This is a genomic window from Methanococcus voltae, assembly GCF_024807655.1.
Classification (GTDB): Archaea; AGJL01; Methanococci; order Methanococcales; family Methanococcaceae; genus Methanococcus; species Methanococcus voltae_D.
Map to the genome: position 1 here is coordinate 28,035 of NZ_JANUCR010000005.1, position 23,913 is coordinate 51,947.

Sequence of the window (23,913 nt, forward strand, 5' to 3'; positions counted from 1 at the left end):
CATTTTTTTAAATTTTTAAAAAGATTTAGTAAATAAAAAAATAAGTCATTTTTATATTAAATATATTATATTATATTATATTATATTGAACTATTTTCAGAAATTGAAACAATTATATCGGACAATTTCGCATCTGATTTTAAAGCATATGGTGTATAATGTACCCTTGAAACTTTAAAGCCTTTGTCAGTTAAATCCTGAATTATTACGTCCATTGGTGGCACTAATTTTTTAATAAAACTACATATTTCATGAATATTATAACTTCCTACCATCTCAAATTCAGACTCTTTTTTTAAAGTATTTAATATTTCAACTGCCCTATGTGAATAATTTCTATCTTTAGCAATTTTATATGTATTTTTAACTAAATCATAGTCATTTAGTTTACCTAAATAAAAAGGACCGCCAAATCCTCTCTCAAATCCATCAAAGTAATTTTTAACAGTGATGTCTTCATATTGGCGTTTAACATAACCAAGATTTTCCATTGCCTTTTCAGCTTTTCCAGCACCACGTTCTGTAATCATAAAAGTCCTTACATAATGGTCAGTACAATGTGAAAAAAGGGGTCTTAATCCAATATCATACTTCGCAGCATTTAAAATTGCACTTGCAATCAATATCCTTACTGCATACTCTTTATCGCCACGAATAGGAACTGAATTATAACGTCTTATACATGATTTGTGATAAGCTCCACAAAGTACTGCAGTATCGGTAGCCGTCATACATACTATTCCACCTTTTGTTAACGTCGACCTAATTCCGCTATCCATATAGGGGGCTGGCGAACCAAAAGGATCCAAATCACTTACGTTAAACTCCCGATAATTTTCAGACAATAATATGTTTGCATCTTTATGATGAACTGATAACTTAACATTATCGTTGAACTCATTTATTTTTATATTTTCGTGAATTGCACGTATCGCATTTGGGTTAATATCACCTATAGAAATATCCAAAATACCTTTAAAATCAAGTTCTTTTGCATACCTTAATCCACGGGCACCACTTCCACCCAAAGCATCACAAATTTTAAACTCATCTCGCTTAAAATTGTCTAAAAAAGCCTGTATTGTAGAAATGGAAATGTCTCTATTAATTTCCATTACGGGGTTGTAAAAAACGGGGTCTTTTTTTGATAAGGTTCGCTCTTCTGAAACATTTAATTTAGTACTTCCTTCAATTATTGTTTTTTTAGCCATCATAACACCAGTGATAAAAAATAAATTCATTAAATTTTGATTTTTTGATTTTTTGATTTTTAATAATATTAATACTAATCGAGTTATAAATTAGACTAACTAATATTAATAGTATGGATATATATTACATCATAGAAATAATGGGATATGTAAATTCAAATAATATTTAGTTTTTAAAATACCGATTACTTTTAAATAACATTGTATATGTAAATAATATAATAATATGATTTTATTGTAGATTTTAATTATGCTAATTTTAAAAGTATTTTGTGTAATAATTTTAGATGTAAGTTTATTAACTAACTTTTAATAGTGTATATCATATAGTAGTTGACAACGATTAGAAAAAAATTGAATATTAAAAATATCTATAATTTACTACTAATTAAGAAATATAGTATATATAATAGTATTTAATAATATTTTTTGTTAATATCGTATGAAACACAAATATATAAAGTAAAAAATACAAAATTAGTAAATATGTATATTATATGCAACATATGTGCAATTTATTAAAGATAACTCCTTTAAACTCAAGGAGTAAATTACTCCAATTATACATAATAATAACAATTTTCAATTCCGTTTATCAATTTTTATTTTCTGAAATCTTTATTAAAAGGGTGATTGGATGATAGCAAGTAAAAAAATCGTTCCCGATATAAAAATTATCAAAAAAAGTGGGGATAGTGAACAATTTGATATAAATAAGTTGGTAAAATCACTTTTAAACTCTGGAGTCGACTACTCTGACGTAGAACCGATACTTTCAAACTTATACGAAGATATAGACGAAGGAATGACCACCGAACAACTTAAAAAAAGTATTTATAACGTATTATACGAATATGAAGAAGAACATGGAAAATCAAAATACTCTGAAAAATACCTTTATGACAATTGCCTAAAAATTAGAACCTCTGGAAAAGAATTTGAGGGATTTGATAAAAATAAGATAGCTGAGGCACTTATTAATGAAGCCAATGCAGATGAATCAGTTGCTTTAAAAATAGCAAATGAAGTAGAAAAAGAACTTAAAAAGATGAATGTAAAATACCTTACAGCACCTATGATAAGGGAAGTAGTAAATTACAAACTTATAGAGCACGGTCTTGAAGATATTAGGCACCAACACACAAGGTTGGGTATTCCAGTATACGATATCGATAGATTAATTAATCACGGGTCAAAAGACAACGCTAACTTAATGCACAACCCTGAAAGTATACACAAATGGGTTGCTGATGAAACAATGAAGGAATATGCGTTAATGAAAATATTCCCAAAACATATTGCAGATTTACATATGAAAGGAGATATTCACCTTCACGATTTGGAATATGCCGCTGTTAGAACCGTTTGCTGTCAACACGATTTAAGACCTTTCTTAATGCACGGTTTAAAAGTTGATGGTACTGGGAGACATACAAGTGTTTCAAAGCCTGCAAAAAATCCTGAAGTAGCTATACAACACGCTGCAAAAGTTTTAAGTGCTTCACAATGTGAAATGTCTGGCGGTCAGAGTATTGATGAATTTAACGTATGGTTAGCCCCATATATGAGAGGATTATCATACGAAGAAGTAAAACAACTTATGCAAATGTTTATTTACGAAATGAACCAGATATATGCGGCAAGAGGGGGGCAAGTTGTATTTAGTACGATAAACTTAGAATTAGAAGCTCCAGAATTTTTAAAAGATAAACCTGCAATCAAAAATGGTCAAATTGTAGGAACTTATGAAGAATATGATGCAGAGATAAAAATAATTGCTGAAGCACTTACTGAAGTCTTAATGGGCGGGGATGCGTACGGAAAACCTTTCTTATTCCCTAATGTGATATTTAAATTAAGAGAAAATGCTTTTAAAAATGAAAATTATGAATTATTATACAAAATTCATAGATTAAGTGCAAAATGGGGACTTCCTTACTTCATCAATATGACTGCTGATTATCAGGTTGGAAACACTAACGCTATGGGTTGTAGAACTCGTTTAAGTGGAGATTGGGGCAATAGTGTTGAAGAAGGTACCCTTAGAACTGGAAATATGCAATGGTACACTTTAAACTTGCCAAGAATAGCATATGAAGCAAAAGGGGACGATACAAGACTCTTCGAATTATTAAATGAAAGATTACATTTAGTACAGGATGCTTTATTAATAAAACATAGTATATCTGAAAAAAGATTATATGGCGACGATGAATCAAGAGCCGTATTGCCTTTCTTAACCCAAGAATTCGATGAAGACCAGTATTATAGATATGATAATACAACAAAAACTTTCGGATTTGTTGGTTTAAATGAATTATTAAAATATCATATGGGTGAAGAATTACACACTTCAAAAGATGCTGTTTCATTTGGTGAAAAAGTAATCGGACATATCAAAGGATATGCAGACGGCCTTAAAAAAGAAACTGGATTAAGATGGACAGTTACTCAGACTCCTGCTGAGAGTACTGCTGGAAGATTTGCAAGATTGGACCATAAATACTACAAAGAACAGACTGAATCTGTTGTAAACGGTAATTTGGACGATATGGGTAGTATATATTACACTAACTCATCACACGTAAAAGTAAATTCAGATGTTACACTCGGTGAAAAAGTAAGTATCGAAGAAAAATTCCATCCATTATGTAATGGGGGACATATCGGTCATTTCTGGAATGCAGAAGCTTACGCTGACCCTGATGTATTGATGACAATTACCAAAAAAATATGTGATTCAAATATCGGATTCTGGACCTATACTAAAAATTTAAGTATCTGTGAAGCTTGCAATAAAGCAATGACTGGTTTAAAAGACAATTGTAGTAATTGCGGTAGCGAAAGCGTAGAAAAATTCAGTAGAATTACAGGATACTTGCAAAACGTTTCAAATTGGAACAGTGCTAAACAAAAAGAATTATTAGATAGAAAAAGCAATCTACCAAGATTATAATCAATTATTTAATCATTAATTGATTTAAATACTCATTTCTTTTTTGTAATATATTAAATTATAAATTAACTCATTTTAAAAAACAGTTTAAAATATTATATATACTATTTAAACTAATACAATATTACACTATAAATTCAATTTACGAAAATTAAATAATTATTTATTCAAAATAAAAGGGATAATATGAAAGCAATTTGTGTATTAAGTGGCGGATTAGATTCTACAGTAGCATCATTGATTGCAAAACAAAAAGGATATGATATAACCTGCCTAACATTTAATTATGGACAACAAGCCCTAAAAAATGAAATAAGTGCATCTAAAAAAATAGCTGAAATATTGGGTGCCGAGCATAAAATAATTGATTTAAACTTTTTAAGCGAAATGTGTGAACTAAGCGAATGTGGTTTAAAAACAGGCGACATACCATCTATTTCAGAGGAAAATTTAGATAATAGGGTCGTTGCAGAACAGACTATGAAAAAAGTATGGGTACCTGCAAGAAATTTAATAATGTTCTCGATAGCATCAGGACTTGCCGAAGCAATTTGTGCAGATTATGTATACTGTGGAATTAATGAAGAAGAAGCAAGTACATTCCCAGATAATACAATGGAATTTATGGATAGATTTAACAAATGCAATGAATATGGAACACTTAATAAAGTAAAATTAGAAGCTCCACTTTATAAAATGAATAAAGACGAAATTGTAAAAAAAGGAATTGAATTAGAGCAAAAATTAGGTTTAGAATTATTAAAATACAGTTATTCGTGTTATCACGAAAATCCGGAATTTATTCATTGTGGAATTTGTGAAAGTTGTATGAGAAGAAAAAGAGCATTTAAATTAGCAAATACTGAAGATATTACCACATATAAAGAATAAAAAAAATTAAAGAATAAAAAAATATTAAGATTAATATTAAATTTAAAAATAAAATAATAAAAATAATAATAAAAATAATAATAAAAATTGACGTACTAACTTAGTGTGATACGATGGATAAAATGATTACAATCCCAAGATATACAATTGTTGAAAATGGTGCAATTAACAAAATACCCGAATTGTTGGAAAAATTGAATTTAAAAAATCCATTGGTAATTACGGGTAAAAGCACTCAAAAATACAATAAATTGGGATATGACTCTATTTATTATCATGAAGTAGAGTACGAAAGATTTAATAAATTAACTGACGAAAATTTAAAATATGTTAAAAAATCATTTGGAGATTACGATTGTATTTTAGGAATTGGGGGAGGTAAATCTATTGATGTAGCTAAATACACATCAAGTATTAGTAAAAAACCATTTATTAGCGTACCGACCACAGCTTCAAACGATGGTATTGCTTCACCAATTGTTTCATTAAGCGTTCCATCGTTTATGGCCGAACCCCCTATTGCAGTTGTTGGCGATATAGATATAATCAAAAAATCACCTAAAAAACTTTTAGCTTCAGGTATGGGGGATATAGTTTCAAACATTACCGCAGTTTTAGATTGGAAATTAGCACATATTGAAAATAATGAAAAATATAGCGAAAGTTCCGCCATATTTTCAAAAACAATTGCAGAAGAGCTTATGGAATATATGCAAACAACCAAAAATAAAGATAATTTAGCAGAATACCCTAAAAAAATAGTTAAAGCACTTATTGCAAGTGGAATGGCTATTGCAATTGCACATTCTTCGAGACCTGCTTCAGGTAGTGAACATTTGTTTTCACATTCTATTGATAAACTTAAAAATGAAGGCGTAATCGATAATAAATCACTACACGGCGAACAGTGTGGTGTAGGTACTATCATATTCTCAAAAGCATACGTAAATGAAAAAAGATTAAATAATAAAGTGTATGGTGAAATAGTAAAATCCTTAAAAATAGTTAAATCACCAATTGATATTTATGAATTGGGTTATGATGAAGACATAGCCGTTGAAGCGTTGTGTAATGCCCCCAAATTAAGAAAAAGATATACAATTTTAAGAAATGGATTAGATAAGAAAAAATCATTAGAATTATTGGAAAATTCACAAGTTATATAATTTAAAATATTTATTTTTAAATTTTTGAAAAAAATAAGGAAAATAAAGAATAAAGAATAAAGAATAAAAAAATAAAATAAAATAAAATGATTATAAATCTATTTTAAAGACTTAAATGCTTTATCCATTGCGTTCATAGTATTTGTTAAATCTTCTTCTTTATGGGCAATAGATGTAAAACAGCACTCAAACTGAGAAGGTGCTATAAATACGCCATTATTCAATAAACCAAAGAAATATTTGTTAAATAATTCGGTATTACTTTCTTTTGCGATGTCGTAGTTTAAAACTTCATTTTTATTAAAGTAAACTTGGAATATTGATGCTATATTATACACTTTTGTTTCGATATTGTATTTATCGGATAAGTCCCTTAAGTGATTAGATAAAATTGTTGCTTTTTTAGTAGTTTCAGTGTAAAAGCTATCATTTAAACACTTTAAAGTTTCAATTCCTGCAGTTATAGATACAGGATTACCATTAAATGTACCTGCTTGATATATTGCACCATTTGGTGAAAAGTTTTCCATTAATTCCTTTTTACCTGCAATTGCACCAATTGGAAAACCGCCACCTAAAATTTTACCTAAAGTCACCAAATCAGGGACTACACCAAAGTATTCCTGAGCTCCCCCTTTTGACAACCTAAAACCAGTTATAACTTCATCAAATATTAATATTATATTATTTTCTTCAGTTATTTCTCTCAAAAATTTTAAATAGTCGTCATTTGGTAAAATACATCCTACATTACCCATTACTGGTTCAACTATAATACAGGCTATTTCATCTTTTTGTTCATATATAGTTTTTTCCATTAATTCCCTATTGTTAAATGGCAATAATATAGTATTTTTCGTTGTATCAGCAGGAATTCCTGGAGAATTAGGAGAACCGTGTGTTAAAGCTCCACTACCACTTTTTACAAGTACATAATCATGTGCACCGTGATAAGCCCCGTCAAATTTAATTATTTTATTTTTACCCGTGATACCTCTTGCTAATCTAATTGCACTCATTGTAGCTTCAGTACCTGAATTAACAAATCTAACCATTTCAGCACAAGGTATTCTATTAATTACTTCTTTTGCGAGTTCTATTTCCTTTTTAGCAGGTACTCCATACGCTGTACCCAAATCCATTTGTTCTCTTACTTTATATAATACTTCTTGATTTGCGTGCCCTAAAACCATAGGTCCGTATGCTAAACAGTAATCTATATAGGTATTATCGTCTTCGTCTATCAAATGGCATCCATTAGCACTTTTTACAAAAAAAGGATATGGTTTAAATGCCCTAACAGGACTGTTAACTCCTCCAACCAAACATTTTTTTGCTTCATTGTATAATTTTTCCGATTTTTCTGTTTTTATTGTATACATTATTGCACCAACACGATTTAATATAATTTATAGAATAATTTTTTAAATTAATACTTTATTTTAAAACTTATGGAATATATAGTATTTACGATTTATGTGCTAAAAAAATGGAAATTAATACGAAAATTACCATTATTAACAAAGAATAAAAAAATAAGATATAAGAATAAAAAAATAAAAAAAATAAAAAAGAAGTAATAATTAATAATTAATAAATAATTAAAATATGATAAGTTAGAAAACTTTATTATATGCTAAAACCCAAAATACAATCGCTATAAAGAAATATATTGGCAATCCCCCGCCTAACCATTGTTTTTGAGTCATACTCTTACTACCAAATACTTTGGATGTAAGATGTCCCGAAATTATGAAACCTACGAACAAAAATAAAAATGCCGCTATTCCACTTAAAAAGCCCAATCCCATTGTATATATATAATTAGCCAAATAACCAAATGCAATTCCAAAAATTGCGTTTATAATAGCTACTTTTACGTCAAAAGACATGATATCACCGTATTATAATATTGTCAGTACATAGTATTTCGTTAGTATGTTGTCCATTTTATTTTTTATTTTTTATTTTTTGTATATCTCGTTAATTTCAAAAACTTTAAGATACTCTTTTGGTCGTTTACTTTCTGAATAAGTATAATTATCCAATATAATTACTTCGTCATTTGCATAATAGTTATCACCTTCGAAAAGTAAAACATCGCCCTTTTGAAGTAAAAATGCAAATTTTCGCTTTATATTATATGCACCTTTGTCAACCAATATTTCATAACTTTTTAAAGAAAGTTTAATTTCAGAATAATCCATAATTTCCCTGATTTTACATTACTTTATTTTAATGTAATTAAATTATAAAAATTAATTAGCGAATATAGTATAAAAATCATTTGAATTATTTTACTAATAATTTATAGTTTATGATATAATATATTAATTTATTGAATATAATATAAAAATAATAGAATAGAAAAATAAAAATAAAATAATAATATAAAAATGAAAATATGAAATATGAAATACACAAGATTTCATATTATCGGTTAATTAACCTATTTATTAATTAAGTAATTAATATTTAATTATTTGAAACTTGTTCATACTCTTCTATCATATCGTCAGATGGCTTTTCAACCAAACTAATCAATACAATGAAGATTGAAGCTATTATAAATGCCGGTACAATTTCATATAAATCGAATATTCCGCCAGATACGCCAAACATACTGCTGTTTTTCCAAAGTATTACTGTAAGACCACCTGCGAGCATACCTGCAATTGCCCCACCTTTTGTGGTTTTCTTCCAAAATAAGGAAAACAAAACCAAAGGACCGAAAGTAGCTCCAAATCCTGCCCAAGCATAAGATACTAAATCTAAAACCTTATTGTTAATATCCAAAGCCATTGCATAAGCCATTAAAGCAACCAATATTACTGAAAACCTACTGACCCATAATAATTCTTTTTCAGATGCCTCTTTCCTTACAAGTGCATACATATCCTCAGTAAGTGCTGAAGCAGTAACTAACATCTGAGAGTCTACAGTACTCATAATTGCGGCCAAAACTGCGGCCAATAATACTCCCGCAATTAAACTTGGGAATAATCCATCAATTAAAACCATAAATACACTTTCAGGGTCTGACAAAGGTTGACCTTGGAAAGCTACAGCCCCCACCATACCAACCAATACCGCCATTGCAAGACTTATAACTACCCAAGTAGTAGCGATACGTCTCGCTTTTGGTATTTTATCTTCGGAACTAATGGCCATAAACCTTACAAGTATATGAGGTTGTCCGAAATAACCTAAACCCCAAGCTAACGAAGATATAACCGCAAGTAATGCTAATGGTTGACCTGTTAAATCCGTGAATGGATTAACAAATTCAGGACTTATTTCGTTAAATCCTGCCATTACTGCGTCAGTACCTCCAATATTCATTATTGCAGCTAATGGAACTATAATAATTGCAAGTACCATTATTAAACCTTGTAAAAAGTCGGTCCAACAAACTGCCAAGAATCCGCCTAAGAATGTATATGATATAATTACAAGTGCCCCTATTGTCAAGGCAAGAGTATAATCCAAACCAAAAACAGTCCCGAACAATTTTCCACCAGCTACAAGACCGGATGAGGTATATATCATAAAGAAAATTAAGATAAACACTGCAGAAATAATTCTAAGTATTTTAGAATTATCTCTAAATCTATTTTCAAAGTAAACTGGTAATGTAATGGAATCTTTTGCAACTTCAGTATATCGCCTAAGTTTACGGGCAACAAACTTCCAATTAAGATAAGTACCCACTGCAAGACCCAAAGCAATCCACATTGCTTCCATACCTGCCAAGTATGCAAAACCAGGTAAGCCCATTAAAAGCCAACCGCTCATATCCGAAGCTTGAGAACTTAAAGCAGTTACCCAACTGTTAAGTTTCCTACCCCCTAATATATAATCGCTTAAATTCTCGTTTTTTCTATAGTAATGAACGCCTATTCCAAGCATTACTATTAGATATATCACGAAAACCAAAATAATTTCTAAGTTTTTCATAAAAATACACCAATTTAGAAATATCTACATATATGAATATTTTTGTAGAATATTTTATAAAATATAAGTTTAACAATATTTCTATATTAAATACTATTTTAATCATATATATTTGGTTTTATATGATTTATATAAGTAATTATTCGATTTTTACTTAAAAAAAGGTAATAATCGCAAAGATTTAAGAAACTATTGTATTATTGCCTTATTACTATATTGGTAAATAATAAAAGGCGTTTGATTATTACTTGCAAATTAATACAATTTATACTTATCAAACTATTCAATATATTTATTAATGTTTTTTATAATTTTCTGTTTAATTTGGAGTCAAATTTAAAATAATGAAGTGTAAAACAGGATAAATAGTATAGTCATATAAGAATTATAAGAATTATAAGAATTATAAGAATTATAAGAATTATAAGAAATTATTTAAAAAATAAAAGAAAAAAATGGATATATATTAGGTAATTATTAGGTAATTATTTATTGTAATATTTCTCTAAAGGTGGAATAACTTGTTTTTTTCTTGACATTAAACCATCTATGAAAATACTTTTTTCAGATAATTTTACATTGAAAGAAGTTTCAAATGCTTCTTTATTACCGCAAACTAAAACTTCACTACCTTCCTTCATTATATCTGTTATTAGGAATAATATTAAATCATAATCGCCTGAATTAACTCTTTTTTGAATTAAATCGTATATTTCTTCTTTTTTAGATTCAACTTCTGAAGCATCAATAACCTCAGCTTGTCCAACACCAACTTTTTTACTGTTTAAACTAAATTCTTTATAATCGATATCTAAAATTTCAGATGGTTCCATACTTCCAACGGTAGATTTAGCTTTTAACATTTCAATACCGTACGCATACATATCTTTAATGTTTGCTATCTCTGCAAGTTTTTTAGCTAATTCTTTATCCAATTCAGTTGTTGTAGGAGATTTAAATAACAAAGTGTCAGATAAAATTGCAGATAATAAAACTCCTGCAATGTCTGCTTTTAATTCTTTATTTTTTGCACCGATGTAATCTAAGCTATTTCTAAAGTATAATTCAGCAATTACTGATGCTGTTGAACCAATTGGTTTTGAAACATAAATTATTGGCTCAGAAGTGGAAATTCCAACCTTATGGTGGTCAATAATACCCAATAATTTACCATCTTCTAAATCATCGAGTGATTGAGACCTTTCAGCGTGGTCAACCAAATAAAGTTGTTTTCCTTTTGCAGAAGTTATTGTTTCCGGCTCCATTAAACCAAATCTTTTTAATATAAACTCTGTTTCTGGATTAATGTCTCCCTGTTTTGCAGGCATCCCATCTAAAAAGTAAGCAAGTGCTATTGCTGAACAAACACTGTCAGTGTCTGGATTCTTATGTCCTACTGTATATATCATAATTTCACCATTTAATATAATATTGAATATATATTTATTTTTATTATATATAATTAATATAATTATGTTTAATTCATTGTATGTAGCTAATATATGAGTTTAACGATAATCATAGATTAATTACCCGAAAATTAATAAAAAAAGAATATTAAATAAAATTAAACTAATTTATAAAAATAAGTGGGTATTGGCATATATAAGTATATATAACAGTTTAGATTATGTAATACATAGCTTCAATAAACCGACCTACATGGAGCCTATGGATGACCTCGCAATGATAGAGGGTTCGAATTTGAAGCAATATTATCGTATAAACCAACTTTTGGGCGAGTTATGAGAGTTTGCGTTGGCTTGCAATGACCATAATACAGCAAAAGTTAGTAAACTGGTCTCGACATTTAGGGTTAGCCAATTGACATGGTATATTCCAAGTATGAAATTTGGTGTTGATGTCGAGATAAATTTTTAGAACTATTTTTAAGCATAATTAAAAAATTTAATCAAAGTTAATATATTTTGTCAAAATTTAACAAATGAAGGTATTATCGAACATATTATAACATATATACATATATATTAGAAATCTAACAATATTATATATGAACAATTGTTCAATTGATATAATATATTAAATAATATACCCCTAAGAATAATAAAAATTAAAAATAAAGGTAATAGTATGTCAACTCACGGAAAAAAAGATAAATTCATAAATTTAGAAAAAACAGAGGTTGAAATGTGTCAAGAACATGATAATGATAATACACATATTGAAAAAGCTATGGGATACCTACCCATCGACGAGGAAATTTTAGGGACTTCAAATTATTTCGCTGCTTTAAGCGAGCCTAATCGTTTAAAAATATTATATATCCTTAAAAATGGAGAATATTGCCCTTGTGAACTATCTGAAATATTGGGATGTACAAAATCAGCTTTATCTCACCAATTAAGGATATTAAAAGATAAAAATCTAATAAAAAATAGAAAAGATGGAAAATTTATATATTATTCCATTAAAGATTCAAAAATTTCAAAAATACTCGAATATATTAAAATTAAAAATTAAAAATTAAAAAAGAACGGTATAGACTGCCAAACCCCGAGATGAGATTATGGTGGTAAAGTATCACTTAAAAGGATTAAAATGCTCCGCATGTGCATCTAAAATAGAACAAAAATTAAAAGAAATATATCCCCTAACAGCCATTAATTTAACAACTTTTGATTTGTTTATGTTTGATGAAGAATTTGACGAGAAAGAATTAGAAAAAATTATAAATTCAGTTGAAAAAGGTGTAAAATTAGTAAAAATAAATGATTATTCTTTTAAAAATGAAAAAAATAATAAAAAAAGTGAAAATAAAAATATAAATAAAGATATTGAAAAAATTAACCGTAAAAAAGTAATTGAATTGAGTATATTAAGTATTTTATTCCCAATATTATTATACACGTATTATTCGGGATATTTAACCCAAAACAATGCGATTATAGGATTTATAATTATGTATTTAATAACTGGAAGGTCCGTAATTATCAAAACTGTAAAAAATATTTTAAACGGTAATTTATTCGATGAAAACTTTTTAATGACTATTGCGTCAATTGGTGCATTTTTTATTGGCGAATATCCTGAAGGTGTCGCAGTAATGTTATTGTACACGATTGGCGAATACCTACAAGAAAAAGCATTGAATAATTCAAAAAAATCTATAGATTCACTTGTCTCTTTAAAAGTCAATTATGCTAATGTATATGAAAATGGAGAAGTTAATACAGTAAACCCGGAAACTGTAAACGTTGGGGACATTATACTTGTAAAAGTAGGCGAAAAAGTTCCTCTTGACGGAATTGTTGTTAATGGAAGCTCCACTATTGATACATCGGCAATTACTGGAGAAAGTTTTCCCAAATCAGTGTATGAAAATGATAAAATATATTCTGGTTCTATAAATTTAGCAAACCCTTTAAAAATAAAGGTAATATCAGACTATAAACATTCTATGATTTCAAAAATAAGAGATTTAATAGAAATAGCAAATATCAAAAAATCAAAATCTGAAAAATTTATAACAAAATTTGCAAAATATTATACTCCGAGCGTAATATTTCTTTCAATAATGATTGCAATCATCCCAATAATTGCGTATGGAGATTATTCCTGGATAACTAAAGCATTAATATTACTTGTAATATCATGCCCTTGTGCATTAGTACTTTCAGTACCATTGAGCTATTTTTCAAGTATTGGAAAACTTTCAAAGGAAGGAATTCTCTTAAAAGGCTCTAATTACATTGATGAACTAACTAAAATTAAAACAATAGCATTTGATAAAACTGGTACTTTAACATACGGAAAATTTGAATTATCCGAAGTAATACCTGCAGATGGAAATTTTAAAAAAGAAACATTTTTAAAATTAGCTTATTTAGCATATAATGCTGAAAAAAATTCAAATCATCCATTAGCAATTGCAATATGTAAATATTATGAAGATAAATTATTATCTAAAAATAATCCAAATTATTTGTCAAATGACATTTTTATTAAATTATTGGCTAAAAAAATAAAAATAAAGTCGGTTGAAGAAATTTCTGGTAAAGGGATTGTTTTAAAATATCAATGTAATAATTCAAAGAACTTAAAAGAAAATATATTCTTAATAGGGAATGAAAAACTATTAAAAATGTATGATATTCCCATAGTTAACTCCAATATAGGTTATAGTACTACAAACGTATTTTTAGTAATCAACGATAAATATATGGGATACGGTAGCTTTGATGATAATTTAAAATATGAATCTCGAGAGACAATTGCCCAATTATCAAAAATGGGTCTAAAAAATGTATTATTAACAGGAGATACTGAAAAAGTTGCTGAAAAAGTAGCTAAAAACTTAAAAGTAGACGAATACTACTACGAATTATTACCCGTAGATAAATTAAACATTATTGAAAAAATGTCATCAAACGACAAAATAGCTTTTGTAGGTGATGGGATTAATGATGCCCCAGTTATTAAAAGAGCTAATGTTGGAATAGCTATGGGCAATTTAGGTAGTGATATAGCGATAGAAGCTTCTGACATAATAATTATGAATGATAACTTATTAAATATCGTTAAAGGAATTAAAATCGCCAAATACACTAAAAAAATAGTTCACCAAAACATAGTTTTGTCATTGGGTGTTAAGTTATTATTCATAATGTTGGCTATTTTCGGTAGCATTTCATTATGGGAAGCAGTTTTCGCTGACGTTGGTATCACAATACTTGCAATCTTAAATTCATTACGAATAATCAATAAAACTTACTAAACTAACTAAAAATTAACAATAATCAAAATTTAATACTAATTAATACTAATTAATACTAAGTTATACCAATTTTAACATATTTTACATAATTTTATTTTTATTTTAATCTCCTTTTGTAATTTATACTTATTTTTTTACTTGTTTATAGTATGCAATATTTAAATAGATTGGAAGAATAGTATAATATGGTAATATTTTAATTGATTTGGATGTTTAAGGACTATGGTGGAAATATGAAATTATTATTTGGTACGGGAAATATAAACAAAGTAAAAGAAGCTAAATTAATCTTAAAAAATTCTAAATATGAAGTAGAACAGTTGAAAATACCATATCCCGAACTACAGGGTACTCTCGAAGAAGTAGCTAAATATGGTGCTAAATATGTTTATGACGAATATATGTCCAAAAACGAAAAAATTTCTAATGAAAATGTAAGTATAATTGTAGAAGATAGTGGTTTATTCATAGAATCATTGCGAGAATTTCCCGGAACTTACTCAAAATATGTTCAAATGACATTAGGTAATGAAGGAATTTTAAAACTTCTTGGAACGTGTAAAAAGAGGAATGCGTATTTTAAAACCGTTATAGGATATTACGACGGCAAAGAAATCAAAACGTTTTCTGGAACGGTAGAAGGAACGATATCCTATAAAATGAAATCTAACGGATATGGTTTTGCTTATGATAGCATATTTGTGCCAAAAGGTTGCGAAAAAACTTTTGCAGAAATGCTACCTGCTGAAAAAAGTGATATATCTCACCGAAAAAACGCATTTATGGAATTTAAAAGATATATAGATTCATTATCTAACGAATAACACAAAATTATTCCTTTTATTTTATATATTTTACATAAAATTTAATTATATTTTTAGGTATTTTAGGTAATAGCTACCCTAAAATAATATTATTTTAAAAATTTCAATATCTTATTAAAACATTATGCCAAAGTACATATATTTAATAAGTAAAGAGTTAAAAATATCATATTATTAAAAAAGATTAAAAGATTAAAAGATTAGAAATAAGATAAATAGCTATAATTTAAGATAAATATGGTGTAGAAATGGAATTATCACAAAATATGGTTTTAATAATATTCGTATTACTATGGATACTATTACTAATTTTAGACAAATTTAAAGAAAAACACGATTTAAAATTAAACTATGAATTAAAAACTTATTTCGTATTTGGAGTCCTAAAAACTAAAATAGGACTAAAATTTATCGATAAAGTAGGAAAATATAAATTTTGGAGGTGGTTATCCACATTATCAATCCCCCTCGCAATATTTATAAGTATTTTTGCATTTGTAAATTATATGATGTCTTCCCTGGGCATAATTAATGGAAGCATTGAGCGTGAAGCTGCAACGCCAGTAATTATGCTATTTGGAAACACAATTCCTTGGATTGCAGGTATATTCGCACTCGGTATTGGAATTACAGTTCACGAACTTGCTCACGGTATCGTTGCAAGGTCATTTAACCAGAAAATTAAAAGTACCGGATTATTATTAGCATTGGGTATACCATTGGGTGCTTTTGTGGAGCTTTCAGAAGAATATCAAAATTCCGCCAAAAGGGTGCGTGGTTCAGTTGCTGCTGCAGGACCTATGGCTAATTTAGTACTTGCAATATTATTCTTATTTGCATTGCCGTGGAGTGCTTCATTAAATAGTGATATAACAATATCTGAAGTGTTAGAAGGTCATCCAGCAGATGGAATATTAAAAAGCAATGATATTATATATTCAATCGATGGAAACCGAATTGAATCATTACAAGAATTCCAAAAAGAAGCAAGTGAGCTAAAACCTAATGTAAGCTCGAATATTATAATTATACGAGACGATAAAAAGTTAGAATATAATATTACTGCAGGTTCGGATGGAAAAATTGGAATAATGGCCATTACGTCAGGTTATGTAAACTTACTGGTAAATACCATCTATTGGTCATTTATGTTAAATTTACTACTTGCCATATTTAATTTATTGCCTGCAATACCATTAGATGGATATCATATTTGGATATCATTACCGGACACCATAAGAGAGCTTGGAAATAGTCGAATTACTGACCATATCGCCAATGGGTTAGCATACATAATAAATGACAAAGTGTTGCATTCTATCGGTTCATTAATATGGTTGCTCATATTTGTAGTGATAATTTATTCATTTATATAATACAATTGAATAACCATTATTAAATAATATTAAATTATTTTTTATTTTTTATTTTTTATTTTTTTTATTTCATATATTAAATATTATATTTTTTTATAATTATATTTACATTTTATAGTAAATTTTTAAAATATATGAAATAATATGTAAATAGAATACGCAAAGATTATATATTTATATTGTATCTTAATCATAATTGTATGAAATAATATGTAAATATAAATAACTTTTTAAATAAAAATATAAAAGTTAACATATTAAAAATTGATTTAAGGGATAAAATGATAACAATTGTATGTGCGGAAGGCGGTTCTACAATATATGCGCTAAAAAATGCTATAAAAGAACTTGGACAACCTTGTAAAATATTATTACTTTCAGAAGATAATCTATTGGTTGATGACAATTATAAAATAGATACGGACTTAATTCACTCCAGATGTGGAATTGGAGACTATATGGACAGATTAACATTGTATTCGTGGCAAGTATTAAAAAATTTAGAAGAAGAAAACTATAAATTTGTAAACTCATTATCTACAATCTACAACTCATCAGACAAATTTAAAACTTTGAAAATATTAAATAAAAATGGAATAAAAGTACCAAAAACAGCTTTAATTCGAGATTATGGTGATGCGATAAGATTTATTGAAAAATACGACATAAAATATCCGTTAATATTAAAAAATTCGTTCTCAAAATGTGGTATGAGAGTAGACAAACCCCTTAACAATGAAGAATTAAAAGAAAAAACAAAAAATTCAATGTGGGAAAGCAAACTAATACAGGAATATATCGATTTTAAAGACCAAAATACTGGATTGTATAAAGATATGAGAGTATTGGTAGTCGATGGGCAAGTTGTAGGGGGCTATAGGAGAATAAGCAATGATTATATAACCAACCTATACAAAGGCGGAAGTATAGAAGAATTAAAAATTAATTCAGATGTTGAAGAAATAGCATTAAAATGTTCTGAAGTTATGAAAGGGGATATAATGGCAGTTGATTTATTGCCAAAAAATGATGAATACAATGTGGTTGAGGTAAATACCGCACCAGGGACCAAAGGATTTAGACAATTGGGTATTAATGCAGATGAAATAATAGCAAAATGCTTGATTGACCGTATGAAACGATGAAATAATAATAAAAATAAAAAAATAAAAATAAAAATAAAAATGGGGGTGAAATAATCTTAAATGTGAAAGAAAAGGAAAATATGGAAAAAAATTCAAAAATACTAATTGTAGATATAAACCATGGTGCTTTGGATATTGCAGAAGAATATCTTTTTAACAAAGATTTTAAAAATAGAAAATTAAAAAAAGGTAAAAAAGAAAATTACGTTATATTATGGGATATTTATGGAAAAATTAATAAATTAAATGAATTATATGATTTAAAAGGTTCATCATCATTTACTGATAAAGATAAAGAAATATACAAAAAATATAATAAATTAAAGGATTATATGCCTCAAAAATTAAAATTGATTACTTCAAAAATTGAAGATATTGATTATTCTGAATTTAGCGATATTATTGCACCAGTACACTGTCCCATAAATGTTAAATTTAAAACATTTCATGAATCAGTTTCAGAAATACTATGTACCAAATATAAAGATTTTATTTCAAAAATAATTACAATAACGGGAGTAAAAGGTAAAACTTCCACTTCTGAACTAATAAATCACATTTTAAACGGTAAATACAACGTTTATTTACACAACAGTACCCAAGGTTCAATAACACCGACTGAAGTTCTAAATACGTTAAATAGATTGGAAAAGGAAAAAAAATTATACAAATATGATTATTTTATATTTGAAATATCTTTGGGGCTTGTTTCTTCAAAATATGGAATTATTACAAATATTTTAGAAGATTACCCAATAGCAAATAATTTAAGAAGTGCGAAAGTAAAATTAAGCACTTTAGAATTTGCAGATAATTGCTACATATTAAAAGACTTGTATAATAATTATAATAAAATTATTGAAAGTTTAAACATAGCTAATATACATATAATAGATAACAACCCGCCTAATTTAAAAATTATAAACAAATACCCTTTAGAATTTCAATATACTCCTAAAAATAATATTAATTTAAAAACTAATGATTTTAAGTTAAATAAAAAAATTTTTGGATTACATAATATTTCAAATTGTATCTTAAGTTATGAAATTTGTAAAAATATGATGAATTCAGAAGACATTATTAAGAGAATTGAATCTTTTGAATTAAAAAATAGAATGGAATTAGAATATTATAATATTTTAAGAAATACTAATCCAGGACTAAATATAAAATCAATTTCCAATTCAGTCGAAGATTTTATTGAATCTTTTGATAATCCCATAATATGTTTAGGTGGGGATTTTGGTTGTACTTGTGAAGAAATTAACGCAGAAAAATTGCTCAATCAGCTTTTGAAAATAAATAAATTAAATAAATTAAGTAATAAAACACTGCCAATATATTTATCAGGCGATTTAGGTTATGAGATACATCAAATATGGCAAAAAAAATTGAATAACTCTGAAAAGATTTCAAATTTGAAAATAAGAGTTGAAATAATTGAAAATGTAAAAATAACTAAAAAAGAAGATTTGATTAAATTAAAAATATTGTCTGAAAAAAACAATTATTTAATAATATATAGAAGTTCCATTGTTTAAATCATAAAATATAATCTAATTATAAATAAATTAATCAATACATTACTGTTATCCATAAATTAATTTTTTATAATGGATTCATCAACCAATATGTAATCATATCGATAAATACCACCCATCTGGACTGTATTTTTTTTAACAATTCCAGAAAACAAAAGTTTTTGCAATTCTGTGGCTAAAATATTCTCACTGAAACCTTTATTTTTTGCATGAGCCATAAATGTCGAATAACCTTTTATAGTGTGATTTTCGGCTAAAATATTTATTATAAAATTATTATCGAACAAATCCAATTCATTTATCAAATTATATTCGTCTATAATCTCAAAAATTATATTTTTCAAGTCATAGGGGGAATTTTTAATATGGTATTTTTGAGTTTGAATATCTTTATTTAATATATTATTTGGTTCTGCATAAATCCGTACATTCCAAGACTTTTTATATGCAATCTTTAAATTTTGTACCAAAGGTGAAACTTCATCCAACCTATGCTTTTTACCATTTATCAATACAGGTACTTTATTTTCTACTATTTTAGGAGGCTTTGGAATATCTAAATATAACTTAAATCCCATTTTTTGATATAATACATCTTCAAGAACCATTAAATTAGATTCAGTTAAATTTATAAGCTTATAGATTTCCAAAGGCTTTAATTCACGATATGGGAATGTTGCAATATTTTTAAATAAATTTCTGGTATCCAACATTTTCATTAATTCTTTACCATACCCCTCAGAATTTCTAAGCGTAGAAACTAAATCAATGTCATCCATTACTGATAAGTCCTTATTTTCTATAATTCCGTCTTTTAAAATATACAATGTAGCATTTTTAAGCATACATTCAGCTATACGAGATACGGGGTGCATATATACCGTTGGATACATCTGATATCGGGCTATAAGTAATGACTCGATTGCAGAAACACCTTTTTCCAAAATTCCTAAAGAATTAGAATCTTCAAAATCATTTATTGAGCTTATAATGCGGTGTATATCTATAGAACCATATGCCACACCCGTGTGATAACTATCCCGTATTAAATAATCCATTCTATCTGAATCCATGTCTCCGTGTATTAATTTTCCCACAATACCTTTAGAATTATACGATTCAAGAACTTCTTTACTTTGATAATTTTCAAAATCCATCTTTTTTATTTTTTGTCGGGTGTAATGTTCATGGTCATAATTATTTATCTCTAAAGTATGTGAATAAGGAGGATGCCCAATATCATGTAAAAGCCCTAATATCCTAACTAAATTCACATCAACATTTGGATTATCCAGTTTTTTTGCCATTTCCCCTGCTACATACATAGTACCTAAAGAGTGCTCAAATCTTGTATGGTTTGCACTAGGATAAACTAAACAGGTTAATCCTGTTTGTTTTATATTCCTAAGTCTTTGAAAATTTTCAGTATCCACGATGGAAATTTCTGATTCTTTTATCTTTATATCCTTATGAATAGGGTCCCGGATTATTTTTGATTTTTCCATAGTAATAAGTTATTTTTAAAAATATATATAGTTTTTTGATTTAATTTAGGCATTAAACTCCCAGAAAGAATTTAAAGAAAATAAAAAGTACAAAAAACAAAGAATATGACGTTAATAAACGAGAAAATGAGAATAAAATAAAAATAAAATAATAATATAAATATAATGTTAATTAAAAAATAAAATAAATATAATAAAAATAATAAAAATAATAATAAAAAATGAATAAATCCTTACGGCTTAAAAATACAGAAAGCGCCCTGGCCGGGATTTGAACCCGAGTCACAGGAGTGACAGTCCTGTATGATAGGCCGAGCTACACCACCAGGGCATAATAAAAAAAGTGATCGGCAGCGTCATCTTGTTCCCACCATATGGCAGTACTTAAGAAATCGCTGGAGGGCTTAATTTCCGAGATCGGAATGGGATCGGATGGGACACCTCCGCTATAACCGCCGTATCAACAGCTAAAACGGGCCCGAAGGGATTCGAACCCTCGACCGCCTGGTTAAAAGCCAGGCGCTCTACCAGACTAAGCTACGGGCCCAAGTCTTACGAAAAGTACACAAATACCTATGCTATAATTATAAGTTAAATAGTGCAGAATTATATTTCATATAAATATAAAGCGCCCTGGCCGGGATTTGAACCCGAGTCACAGGAGTGACAGTCCTGTATGATAGGCCGAGCTACACCACCAGGGCATAATAAAAAAAGTGATCGGCAGCGTCATCTTGTTCCCACCATATGGCAGTACTTAAGAAATCGCTGGAGGGCTTAATTTCCGAGATCGGAATGGGATCGGATGGGACACCTCCGCTATGACCGCCGTATCAACAGCTAAAACGGGCCCGAAGGGATTCGAACCCTCGACCGCCTGGTTAAAAGCCAGGCGCTCTACCAGACTAAGCTACGGGCCCAAGAGTCCCGCGAGCCGGATTTGAACCAGCGACATGCGGATCTACAGTCCGCCGTTCTACCAGTCTGAACTATCGCGGGATAATTCTTGGATATGCTTCTGATATGCTATTTCCTAACATTTACGTATGCTTATTTATATTTATTAAATTAAATGGTGGGCCTGCCCAGATTCGAACTGGGGTTTCAGGATCCCAAATCCCAAAGGATGACCAGGCTACCCCACAGGCCCAAGTAAAAGTCTTAAGTCTATTGCCTAAGAACTCAAGCCCCAGGGGGGATTCGAACCCCCGACCACCTGATTACAAGTCAGGCGCTCTACCAGGCTGAGCCACTGAGGCAATCTTTTATTTTACTTGCACAATGACTAACGCTATTATACTATATAAATGTTTCCATCATTTATAAAATTAAATTTATATATATTTAAATATCCGCATCAATTTGAGATTTGATTTAGTATCGTAGTATTTATTACAAATTAATATAAAATAATATAAAATAAAAATATATTAAAAATATATTAAAAATAAAAATAAAAAAGGTTTATTTAATTTCCTCTTTTTGCCAATAATTGTTCTTCAGGTATTTCGTCAATATTAATACCCACCATAGGCTCCCCTAAGTTTTTACTTACTTCTGCAATTAATTCTGGCTTATCATAGTTGTAAGTAGCTTCAACAATAGCTTTTGCTCTTTTTTCAGGGTCTCCTGACTTAAAGATACCTGAACCAACAAACACGCCATCACAACCCATTTGCATCATTAAAGCCGCATCTGCAGGTGTAGCAATTCCACCTGCTGCAAAATTAACTACAGGTAATCTTTTTAATTTTGCAACTTCGTAAACTAAGTCAATAGGTACTTTTAACTCATTTCTCGCTAATTGAACTAATTCAGCATCCAAACCCATTTCAGCGTATCCTACAACTCTTGCAATACCTTCGTTCATTGCTCTCATGTGTTTTACAGCTTCTACAACGTTTCCAGTACCTGCTTCTCCTTTTGTTCTTATCATAGCTGCTCCTTCATCAATTCTTCTAAGAGCTTCGCCCAAGTTTCTTGCACCACAAACAAATGGCACGGTGAAAGCTTTTTTAGCAATGTGATTTACTTCGTCAGCAGGGGTTAAAACTTCACTTTCGTCAACCATGTCTGTACCTAATGATTCCAAAACTTGAGCTTCTACATCATGACCAATTCTTGCTTTTGCCATTACAGGGATTGAAACTGCATCGATTATTTCGAGTATCATTTCAGGGTCTGACATTCTTGCAACGCCACCTTGTACCCTAATATCGGCAGGAACTCTTTCTAATGCCATAACTGCAGTAGCACCAGCTTCTTCTGCAATTTTTGCTTGTTCAACATTTGTAACATCCATTACAACGCCGTGTTTAACCATTTTTGCAAATCCTCTTTTAAGTACGTCTGTACCCACAAGTTTTTTACTCATTATCTCACCAATAGCTGTTAAATAAATATTCTGATTTAATCAGTTGATTATAATTTATTTTAAATATATATTTCAAAAAATAATTACAATGTACTATATTATATACTTTAACATATTACGTTTAAAAGTTAAAATTCAGATTTAGTAATTCTACTTATTACAATGATTTTAATTATTCTAATTTATGAATATATATCCAAATATAAAAAATTAATTATGACATACTAAT

18 protein-coding genes, 7 tRNA genes and 2 rRNA genes are annotated in these 23,913 nt (G+C 28.6%); 10 read left to right on the forward strand and 17 right to left on the reverse strand.

Going from position 1 to position 23,913, the window contains the following annotated elements; genetic code table 11:
- Positions 1-80: 80 nt before the first annotated feature.
- The gene (locus J3E06_RS06615) at positions 81-1,211 is read right to left on the reverse strand and encodes a tRNA (guanine(10)-N(2))-dimethyltransferase (RefSeq protein WP_013180851.1); all 1,131 of its coding nucleotides are present in this window, start codon (positions 1,209-1,211) and stop codon (positions 81-83) included.
- A 637-nt stretch (positions 1,212-1,848) separates the two neighbouring features.
- On the opposite strand from J3E06_RS06615, the gene nrdD reads away from it, so the two are divergent.
- From nrdD to J3E06_RS06630, 3 genes are all read left to right on the forward strand, one after another.
- Positions 1,849-4,167 (forward strand): anaerobic ribonucleoside-triphosphate reductase, encoded by a 2,319-nt coding sequence (gene nrdD / locus J3E06_RS06620; protein ID WP_013180850.1) that lies wholly within the window; start codon positions 1,849-1,851, stop codon positions 4,165-4,167.
- 186 nt (positions 4,168-4,353) lie between these two features.
- Complete coding sequence (gene queC / locus J3E06_RS06625; RefSeq protein WP_013180849.1) at positions 4,354-5,058, forward strand: 7-cyano-7-deazaguanine synthase QueC; 705 nt, start codon at positions 4,354-4,356, stop codon at positions 5,056-5,058.
- A 122-nt stretch (positions 5,059-5,180) separates the two neighbouring features.
- A complete protein-coding gene (locus J3E06_RS06630) occupies positions 5,181-6,224 on the forward strand; it encodes a sn-glycerol-1-phosphate dehydrogenase (RefSeq protein WP_013180848.1) in 1,044 nt (347 codons plus the stop codon).
- A 98-nt stretch (positions 6,225-6,322) separates the two neighbouring features.
- On the opposite strand, the gene hemL is transcribed toward J3E06_RS06630, so the two are convergent.
- From hemL to J3E06_RS06655, 5 genes are all read right to left on the reverse strand, one after another.
- Positions 6,323-7,606, reverse strand: a complete 1,284-nt coding sequence (gene hemL, locus J3E06_RS06635) for a glutamate-1-semialdehyde 2,1-aminomutase (RefSeq protein WP_013180847.1) — start codon at positions 7,604-7,606, stop codon at positions 6,323-6,325.
- Positions 7,607-7,840: 234 nt separating this feature from the next.
- Positions 7,841-8,116 (reverse strand): DUF5379 family protein, encoded by a 276-nt coding sequence (locus tag J3E06_RS06640; RefSeq protein ID WP_013180846.1) that lies wholly within the window; start codon positions 8,114-8,116, stop codon positions 7,841-7,843.
- Positions 8,117-8,188: 72 nt separating this feature from the next.
- On the reverse strand, positions 8,189-8,431 hold the full coding sequence (locus J3E06_RS06645) for a hypothetical protein (RefSeq protein WP_013180845.1): 243 nt from the start codon (positions 8,429-8,431) through the stop codon (positions 8,189-8,191).
- Between the two features lie 268 nt (positions 8,432-8,699).
- Positions 8,700-10,187, reverse strand: coding sequence for a sodium/proline symporter PutP (gene putP / locus J3E06_RS06650; protein ID WP_157209412.1), 1,488 nt, complete (start codon positions 10,185-10,187; stop codon positions 8,700-8,702).
- 479 nt (positions 10,188-10,666) lie between these two features.
- A complete protein-coding gene (locus tag J3E06_RS06655) occupies positions 10,667-11,590 on the reverse strand; it encodes a manganese-dependent inorganic pyrophosphatase (protein ID WP_013180843.1) in 924 nt (307 codons plus the stop codon).
- Positions 11,591-11,777: 187 nt separating this feature from the next.
- On the opposite strand from J3E06_RS06655, the gene J3E06_RS06660 reads away from it, so the two are divergent.
- From J3E06_RS06660 to cfbE, 7 genes are all read left to right on the forward strand, one after another.
- On the forward strand, positions 11,778-11,930 hold the full coding sequence (locus tag J3E06_RS06660; RefSeq protein ID WP_157209411.1) for a hypothetical protein: 153 nt from the start codon (positions 11,778-11,780) through the stop codon (positions 11,928-11,930).
- Between the two features lie 342 nt (positions 11,931-12,272).
- Positions 12,273-12,662 carry an ArsR/SmtB family transcription factor gene (locus J3E06_RS06665; RefSeq protein WP_013180842.1) on the forward strand — a complete coding sequence of 130 codons (390 nt, stop codon included), beginning with the start codon at positions 12,273-12,275 and terminating at the stop codon, positions 12,660-12,662.
- Between the two features lie 46 nt (positions 12,663-12,708).
- Complete coding sequence (locus J3E06_RS06670) at positions 12,709-14,916, forward strand: heavy metal translocating P-type ATPase (protein ID WP_013180841.1); 2,208 nt, start codon at positions 12,709-12,711, stop codon at positions 14,914-14,916.
- Between the two features lie 233 nt (positions 14,917-15,149).
- Positions 15,150-15,740, forward strand: coding sequence for an XTP/dITP diphosphatase (locus J3E06_RS06675; RefSeq protein ID WP_013180840.1), 591 nt, complete (start codon positions 15,150-15,152; stop codon positions 15,738-15,740).
- A gap of 248 nt (positions 15,741-15,988) precedes the next feature.
- A complete protein-coding gene (locus J3E06_RS06680) occupies positions 15,989-17,116 on the forward strand; it encodes a site-2 protease family protein (protein ID WP_013180839.1) in 1,128 nt (375 codons plus the stop codon).
- A 281-nt stretch (positions 17,117-17,397) separates the two neighbouring features.
- Positions 17,398-18,261, forward strand: a complete 864-nt coding sequence (gene cofF / locus J3E06_RS06685; protein WP_013180838.1) for a coenzyme gamma-F420-2:alpha-L-glutamate ligase — start codon at positions 17,398-17,400, stop codon at positions 18,259-18,261.
- A 62-nt stretch (positions 18,262-18,323) separates the two neighbouring features.
- Positions 18,324-19,805, forward strand: a complete 1,482-nt coding sequence (gene cfbE, locus J3E06_RS06690) for a coenzyme F430 synthase (RefSeq protein ID WP_052297125.1) — start codon at positions 18,324-18,326, stop codon at positions 19,803-19,805.
- Between the two features lie 59 nt (positions 19,806-19,864).
- Here the strand turns inward: cfbE and J3E06_RS06695 are convergent, their stop codons facing one another.
- The 11 genes from J3E06_RS06695 to pdxS form a co-directional block, all read right to left on the reverse strand.
- A complete protein-coding gene (locus tag J3E06_RS06695) occupies positions 19,865-21,310 on the reverse strand; it encodes an HD domain-containing protein (RefSeq protein WP_013180836.1) in 1,446 nt (481 codons plus the stop codon).
- Positions 21,311-21,566: 256 nt separating this feature from the next.
- A tRNA-Asp gene (locus tag J3E06_RS06700) sits at positions 21,567-21,641 on the reverse strand.
- A gap of 14 nt (positions 21,642-21,655) precedes the next feature.
- A 5S ribosomal RNA gene (gene rrf, locus J3E06_RS06705) occupies positions 21,656-21,770 on the reverse strand.
- Positions 21,771-21,783: 13 nt separating this feature from the next.
- Positions 21,784-21,857, reverse strand: a tRNA-Lys gene (locus tag J3E06_RS06710).
- 82 nt (positions 21,858-21,939) lie between these two features.
- Positions 21,940-22,014, reverse strand: a tRNA-Asp gene (locus J3E06_RS06715).
- 14 nt (positions 22,015-22,028) lie between these two features.
- A 5S ribosomal RNA gene (gene rrf / locus J3E06_RS06720) occupies positions 22,029-22,143 on the reverse strand.
- 13 nt (positions 22,144-22,156) lie between these two features.
- Positions 22,157-22,230: transfer RNA gene (locus J3E06_RS06725), tRNA-Lys, on the reverse strand.
- Positions 22,231-22,235: 5 nt separating this feature from the next.
- A tRNA-Tyr gene (locus J3E06_RS06730) sits at positions 22,236-22,309 on the reverse strand.
- 74 nt (positions 22,310-22,383) lie between these two features.
- Positions 22,384-22,460 (reverse strand) — tRNA-Pro (locus J3E06_RS06735).
- A 35-nt stretch (positions 22,461-22,495) separates the two neighbouring features.
- Positions 22,496-22,569, reverse strand: a tRNA-Thr gene (locus tag J3E06_RS06740).
- Positions 22,570-22,778: 209 nt separating this feature from the next.
- Positions 22,779-23,684, reverse strand: coding sequence for a pyridoxal 5'-phosphate synthase lyase subunit PdxS (pdxS, locus tag J3E06_RS06745; RefSeq protein WP_013180835.1), 906 nt, complete (start codon positions 23,682-23,684; stop codon positions 22,779-22,781).
- Positions 23,685-23,913: the final 229 nt, after the last annotated feature.

Coding starts and splice junctions, on each gene's coding strand:
- J3E06_RS06615 (WP_013180851.1), bottom strand. CDS start 1,211: ATGGCTAAAAAAACAATAATTGAAGGAAGTACTAAATTAAATGTTTCA.
- nrdD (WP_013180850.1), top strand. CDS start 1,849: ATGATAGCAAGTAAAAAAATCGTTCCCGATATAAAAATTATCAAAAAA.
- queC (WP_013180849.1), top strand. CDS start 4,354: ATGAAAGCAATTTGTGTATTAAGTGGCGGATTAGATTCTACAGTAGCA.
- J3E06_RS06630 (WP_013180848.1), top strand. CDS start 5,181: ATGATTACAATCCCAAGATATACAATTGTTGAAAATGGTGCAATTAAC.
- hemL (WP_013180847.1), bottom strand. CDS start 7,606: ATGTATACAATAAAAACAGAAAAATCGGAAAAATTATACAATGAAGCA.
- J3E06_RS06640 (WP_013180846.1), bottom strand. CDS start 8,116: ATGTCTTTTGACGTAAAAGTAGCTATTATAAACGCAATTTTTGGAATT.
- J3E06_RS06645 (WP_013180845.1), bottom strand. CDS start 8,431: ATGGATTATTCTGAAATTAAACTTTCTTTAAAAAGTTATGAAATATTG.
- J3E06_RS06655 (WP_013180843.1), bottom strand. CDS start 11,590: ATGATATATACAGTAGGACATAAGAATCCAGACACTGACAGTGTTTGT.
- J3E06_RS06665 (WP_013180842.1), top strand. CDS start 12,273: ATGTCAACTCACGGAAAAAAAGATAAATTCATAAATTTAGAAAAAACA.
- J3E06_RS06670 (WP_013180841.1), top strand. CDS start 12,709: ATGGTGGTAAAGTATCACTTAAAAGGATTAAAATGCTCCGCATGTGCA.
- J3E06_RS06675 (WP_013180840.1), top strand. CDS start 15,150: ATGAAATTATTATTTGGTACGGGAAATATAAACAAAGTAAAAGAAGCT.
- J3E06_RS06680 (WP_013180839.1), top strand. CDS start 15,989: ATGGAATTATCACAAAATATGGTTTTAATAATATTCGTATTACTATGG.
- cofF (WP_013180838.1), top strand. CDS start 17,398: ATGATAACAATTGTATGTGCGGAAGGCGGTTCTACAATATATGCGCTA.
- J3E06_RS06695 (WP_013180836.1), bottom strand. CDS start 21,310: ATGGAAAAATCAAAAATAATCCGGGACCCTATTCATAAGGATATAAAG.
- pdxS (WP_013180835.1), bottom strand. CDS start 23,684: ATGAGTAAAAAACTTGTGGGTACAGACGTACTTAAAAGAGGATTTGCA.